The following is a 5,869-nucleotide window of genomic DNA, read 5'->3' on the forward strand; positions in this document are numbered from 1 at the left end:
GACTGCTAAGAAAGCAGAGAGGATAGTCCCATGCCGAAGATCTACTCCGAGGAGTTCAAGGCCTCCGCGTTGGAGCTGCTCGATTCCGGGATGACCCAGAAGCAGGTCTGCGAAGACCTAGGCATCTCGAAGTCAGCCCTGCAGATGTGGGTGAGCAAGGATCGAGCACATCACCACGGTGTCGAGCCTGCTGAGGATGCTGCTGGCCGAGCGGACCAGTCGAAGATGCTCAAACGCATCCGCGAACTCGAACAAGAAAACGAGATCCTGCGTCGAGCTACTGCGTACTTGTCGCAGGCGAATCTGAAGGTCGGGCAGGCCCGCCCAAAATGATGTTCCCGCTGGTCCGTGACCTTGCCGTCGCCGATGTTCCGGTAGCGGTGGCCTGTCGGGTGTTGGGCTTCTCGAAGCAGGCGTTCTACAAATGGGCGGCGAACCCGGTCTCGGCTCGTGACTGGCAGGAGGCGGAACTGCTCAACGCCGCCTATGACATCCACGCCGATGATCCCGAGTTCGGGCACAGGTTCATCGCTGATGAGCTCTGCGCGGCTGGGCATCGTGTCTCGGAGCGCCGGGTCTGGCGGCTGTGTTCTCAGCAGCGGATCTTCTCGGCCACGGTCCGCAGAGCCCGGCGTGTGAACAAGAAGCCAGGCCCTCCGGTCTGTGATGACCGGGTCCAACGCGACTTCACAGCGACTGCTCCGAATCAGCTGTGGCTTACCGATATCACGGAGCATCGCACCGCTGAAGGCAAGCTCTACGCCTGTGCGGTCAAGGACGTGTTCTCGAATCGGATCGTGGGCTACTCGATCGGACCACGGATGAAGTCCCATCTCGCGGTGGCCGCGTTGAACGACGCGGTGGCCCGCCGCGGAGCGCGCGCAGCGGCCGGATGCACCGTTCACAGCGACCGAGGCTCTCAATTTCGTTCAAGAAAATACCAGCGAGCGATCAAGGCTCACGATCTGCTCGGATCGATGGGCAGGGTTGGCGCTGCAGGCGATAATGCCGCGATGGAAAGCTTCTTCTCCACGCTGCAGAAGAACGTGCTCAACAAGCGCCGCTGGTCCTCCCGGGATGAGCTCCGCAGGGAGATCGTCTACTGGATCGAGCGGACTTATCACCGGCGCCGTCGGCAGCGTCGTCTGGGTAAGCTGACCCCGGTTGAATACGAGACCGTTTACAAAGCGACCGTCGCTCTGGCGGCGTAAACCCCGAGGTCAACTAAACCGTCAGCAGACCCCCGATCGGTGCGGCAGACCCAAGCTCCACCAGTTGAACCGCCTTCTAGTAACGCAGATTAACTGTGCAAAGCAACGTACTTGGTGTCCAGGTACTCCTCGATGCCTTCGTCTCCGCCTTCGTGGCCGTAGCCACTTTGCTTCAGGCCCCCAAAAGGTGCGGCCACGTTGGAGAGCACACCGCGATTGATGGCGAGCATCCCGACCTGCAGATCTTCACTGAACCGTCGGGCAGCGTCCAAATCCCGCGTGAAGAGATAGCCGGCCAGGCCGTAGGGGGAAGCATTCAGCCCCTCCAACAGCTCGTTCACGTCCTCCCAGACAACGATAGGCGCGACTGGACCGAAGATCTCCTCGCGCACCAGACGCGCCTGCAACGGCACATCTCCCAACACCGCCGGAGAGCAGTAGCTACCCGGAGACGGGGCCTGGAGACGGCTGAGCACGCGAGCACCCTTATCAATCGCGTCCTGGACTAACCCTTCGACTTTACGCACGGCGCCGTCGTCGATGAGCGGACCCACCGTGCTGGACTCTTCGCAACCAGGACCGACAACCAACTCGTCGAACCGACGCGCCAGGGCCGTGCCGTACTGCTCAGCGACGTCGCTATGGACATAAATAACGTTGGCCGCCGTACACGCCTCCCCGTTGTTGCGCAGTTTCGCCTTCATCGTCTCGGCCACCGCCCGATCGACGTCAGCGTCGCGGCACACGATCAACGGGGCATTGCCACCGAGTTCAAGGGAAATCCGTAACACGTTCTCCGCCGCCTGGGCGGCGAGGATCTTCCCGACCTGAGTGGAACCGGTGAAGGAGAGCTTACGCAGCCGCGAGTCAGCCATGATCGCGGCGACCACGGCTGGAGAGTCACTGGTGGGAAGGATAGAAAGCACACCGGCGGGCAGGCTCGCCTCTAGAAAAATACGGCCCAGCACGTTCATCGCCAGCGGGGTATGAGTCGCCGGTTTCACAATCGCTGTGCAGCCGGCGGCCAGAGCGGGCCCAATCTTGCGGGTGCCCATCGCCAATGGAAAGTTCCACGGTGTCACTAACAGGCACGGACCGACAGGTTCCTTGAGGGTAAAGATCCGGGAGTCATTATCCGGGGCCGCCCGGGTGATGCCGTTGATACGGGTGGTCTCTTCGGAGAACCACCGCAGGAACTCAGCAGCGTATTTTACCTCCGCCAAGGACTCCTGCAGGGGCTTGCCCATTTCTAGGGTCACCAACAGCGCGAGGTCCTCCGCCTGTTCCAGCATCAGTTCGTAGGCGCGGCGCAGAATGTCGGCCCGCACCTGCGGAGCAGTGCGCTTCCAGGACTCTTGGGCGTCACACGCTCGGTCGAGGGCCTGTTTGGCGTCGTCCACGGTGGCGTCAGCGACGGCGATAAGCGTTTCTCCAGTGGCTGGATTGGTGACGTCGAACTGACCGTGCCCGGCTGAGGACACGAAGTGCCCGCCGATGAGCAAACCGGTGGGGACCCGGGAGAGGAGGGTGGTGGCGATGTCCTGTGTCGTCATGGTTGCTTCCTGACAGGCTGGTCGAGGTGTTGCCGTCACGCATCCGGGGTGCGATGTATTCGATCAAAAGGTCGCCAACCGGTCGGTGGCCCTCGAGTGCGCCACAGACACCGGGCGACGGCGTCGTGCTGGGCCCGTGGGACACTTCATACAGCTCAGACACGGGCTCTTACCTGCATTGGGGTAGTGCGCAACGCCAGGACTCGTATGGAATCGGGACGTGAGCCGTGGGCCACCCGACGGGCGAAGGATGGCCCACGGCTCGACTCGACACTGGAGGACGTCACACGTCCTGGACCAGGAGCAACCGCCAGTGAAGAAAAGGAATCCGCAGCGAGATTAGGTACTGACAGACGTGGCTTTCTTCTCCTTGAGAATCCCCAGGGCCTGCTTCAGATAACGCCCGAACACGGGATAGTTCTCGCTCATGGGGAAGTGCCCGATCTCTTTCATCTCGATGAACTCCGCGTTGCGGATCTGAGAACAGGTCCGGGTCCCGTCCTCGGGGGTGGTGAGATAGTCGTACTCCCCGGTCATCATGACCACTGCGCACTGGTCGGTGTCGATCTCCTGGAGCTTGCCGCGCATGTCATGGTCCACGGAGTAGAAATGCAGATCGCCCTTGAATGCCTCCGACCCCTGGGAGTAGTAGAACCACGTCTTCCACCGTTCCACATCCGGTGACTGAGGTGCCATCAAGTCCCATGTACCACTGGCGCAGACCTGGGCGGCGTTGGCATGCGGATGCTGCCACCAGTCCAGATAGAACCCCGGGGAGTAGTCGGCGGCTTCGACGGGAATCACCGCGTCGAAGCGGTCTGGACGCCGGTGGGCCAGCTGCAACGCGATGTTGCCGCCAAAGGAAGAGCCCATAAAGATCGGGGCTTCCAGCTCCAAGGCATCGCAAAGGGCGATGATGAAATTGGCGTAGTGGTCGGCGGTGAGTTGATACTCCTCGGTCCACCAGGCGGTGTTCTCCGGAGGGTCAGACTTCCCGTGTCGAGGCAGGTCGTAGGCGATGACCCGGTAGTTTGCGGTGACTTCCTCATCCTCCAGCAGTCCGCGCCACTGATGGTTGTGGGCCCCAGCAGTGTGTTGACACACCAGGGGCTGGCCGGTGCCGTTCTCAAGGTAGAACACCTTGTATTCCAGCCCATCGACGTCGACAGTGACGTAGTGGCCGGTGACCGGTGAGATGCGAGACATAAGATTTCCTCCTGATTCAGGGGTTCAGACGGGGACGCCGACGGTGCGCAGAAGGACGATCTGACGGGTCAAGCAGCGCAGGTTCTGCATCAAGACGAGGATCTCGCCCTCCAGGCGCATGTCCCGTTGGAAGGTCGCCGCCCAAATACCGTGGAACATCGGGGCCGGCATCGCGGTGCCGAATTCGCGCCAGGTGGCCGAGCTGGCCTTGATGGCGAAACTGTATGGTGCGTCCAAGGGCCCAGGGTCAATAGCGATCTCGGCGACCTTGCCGGCATTCATCCGCACCACGAAGGAGTGCTCTTCCATGTCGAGCAGATAGGAGCAGGTGAAGTACTTCCCGTGGGTTTGAATCTCGGCGTCTTGGTCGTTCGCGGATCCAAAGGCGTCGACCCACTGCTGGGTCGAGAGGGTTGTGGTCGTGGCAGTCATGAGGTGGTCCTTCCCGCCTGACGTGTCGGTGACGCTTGCCCGCTCATTCAATCGTGAGCTGGGTCACTAAACCATTACTCATCTGTAATGCCGCGATAGGCCACGCCTATTGACCAGTCGTAGGCCCCGTCGATAGCGTTCACCCCATGCAGCCTCCCTTCGAGCTGCGGGTCCTGCGCTATTTCGTCAGTGTTGCGGAAGAACTGCACTTCGGACACGCCGCCGCCCGGCTCTTCATCACCCAACCGTCGTTGAGCGTGCAGATCCGCAATCTGGAACGAGGCCTGGACACGCCCCTGTTCAATCGCACAAACCGAGGGGTGACCCTCACACCCGCTGGAGAGGTGCTCCTAGGCCACGCCCGTGAACTCTTGTCGGCCGCCGACGCCGCCGCCTCCTTAACCCGACAAGCAGCCCAGGAACCGGGCCAGAAACTGGTGGTGGGCTTCCAAGCCAATGCCGCCGCCGAGCTCACCCAAGCTGCCCTGGAGGCGTATCGTCACAACTACCCCGGGGTCCAGGTCGAGATGCGTTCCTACCCCTTCCGCGATCCCACAGCAGGGCTCGCCGACGGCAGTGCCGACGTCGCGTTCGTGCGCCCACCCTTGCCAGAGTTCAAAGATCTTCGAATGGCAACACTATTTGAGGAGCCCCGTGTTCTAGCCGTCTCAGAGGCCTCCGAACTTGCCACACGGTCCTCGATCAAAGTAGAAGAACTTCTCGAAGAGCCCTTCATCGCCCGCAAGGCTCCGGAGGTGTGGCGCGACTTCTGGCTGGCCACCGACGCCCGCCACAATCAGTCGCCCGTCATCGGCTCCGAGGCCAGCACCGTGGACGAGTGCTTCGAGGCTATCCTCAGCCGCCGCGGCGTTGCCTTCACCCAATCCTCCACCCAGCGTTTCTACAGCCGCCCCGGCCTGGCATTCGTCCCCGTAACCGACCTGTCGCCCTCCACAGTCAGTGTGGCCTGGCGCCATGACAACGAACATTGGGCCGCCCGTGCCTTCATCGAGACCACCCAATTCACCGCCCTGAGTGCCCCTCCTCCCCACACGACACTGGTGACCTGACCCATCCACCCGCAGCGACAGCACCTACTCAACGGCACCGCACCTCTCGGTCATCGACCACGCGCCTTCTTCAATCAGACGGTGTCGTAGCTGTAGTCACTGGCCAACAGTCCCCCGTCTTCACCTTCCTCGAAATTGAAGAAGAACAGACGGCGTTCCGTGGGGTCGCTGATCACATCCCCCCTCCTCAGTGACCCAGACCCACGTCGCTTCAATGGACACCACCTCGTTCGAGATTGCCCGGTTGGGGGCTCTTCCCAGATGAGGGTGTAGGTCGGCCGGGCGCGTCGGTCCGCAGATAGACGTCGAGGTTTCCCGACGATGGAGGTTCCTACGCCATCCATCCGAAAGACCTCGACGTGTCCGACGCTACCCCGCCGAGGTCTTTCGGATGGAT

5 protein-coding genes are annotated in these 5,869 nt (G+C 61.7%); 2 read left to right on the forward strand and 3 right to left on the reverse strand.

Annotation, left to right across the window (positions count from 1 at the left end):
* Positions 1–30: 30 nt before the first annotated feature.
* Positions 31–1,211 (forward strand): IS3 family transposase gene (locus tag I2487_RS08590; protein WP_518523713.1). Its coding sequence is split into 2 segments (ribosomal slippage): positions 31–291 and positions 294–1,211, totalling 1,179 coding nucleotides; the frame shifts between segments, so codons are not numbered across the junction.
* An 89-nt stretch (positions 1,212–1,300) separates the two neighbouring features.
* Here the strand turns inward: I2487_RS08590 and I2487_RS08595 are convergent.
* From I2487_RS08595 to I2487_RS08605, 3 genes are all read right to left on the reverse strand, one after another.
* Positions 1,301–2,764, reverse strand: coding sequence for an NAD-dependent succinate-semialdehyde dehydrogenase (locus tag I2487_RS08595; RefSeq protein WP_207172874.1), 1,464 nt, complete (start codon positions 2,762–2,764; stop codon positions 1,301–1,303).
* 339 nt (positions 2,765–3,103) lie between these two features.
* Positions 3,104–3,970, reverse strand: coding sequence for an alpha/beta fold hydrolase (locus I2487_RS08600; RefSeq protein ID WP_207172876.1), 867 nt, complete (start codon positions 3,968–3,970; stop codon positions 3,104–3,106).
* Between the two features lie 24 nt (positions 3,971–3,994).
* Positions 3,995–4,402 carry a hypothetical protein gene (locus I2487_RS08605; protein ID WP_207172878.1) on the reverse strand — a complete coding sequence of 136 codons (408 nt, stop codon included), beginning with the start codon at positions 4,400–4,402 and terminating at the stop codon, positions 3,995–3,997.
* Positions 4,403–4,548: 146 nt separating this feature from the next.
* On the opposite strand from I2487_RS08605, the gene I2487_RS08610 reads away from it, so the two are divergent.
* A complete protein-coding gene (locus tag I2487_RS08610) occupies positions 4,549–5,472 on the forward strand; it encodes a LysR family transcriptional regulator (protein WP_207172880.1) in 924 nt (307 codons plus the stop codon).
* Positions 5,473–5,869: the final 397 nt, after the last annotated feature.

It is taken from the genome of Nesterenkonia sp. E16_10, assembly GCF_017347085.1.
Classification (GTDB): domain Bacteria; phylum Actinomycetota; class Actinomycetes; order Actinomycetales; family Micrococcaceae; genus Nesterenkonia.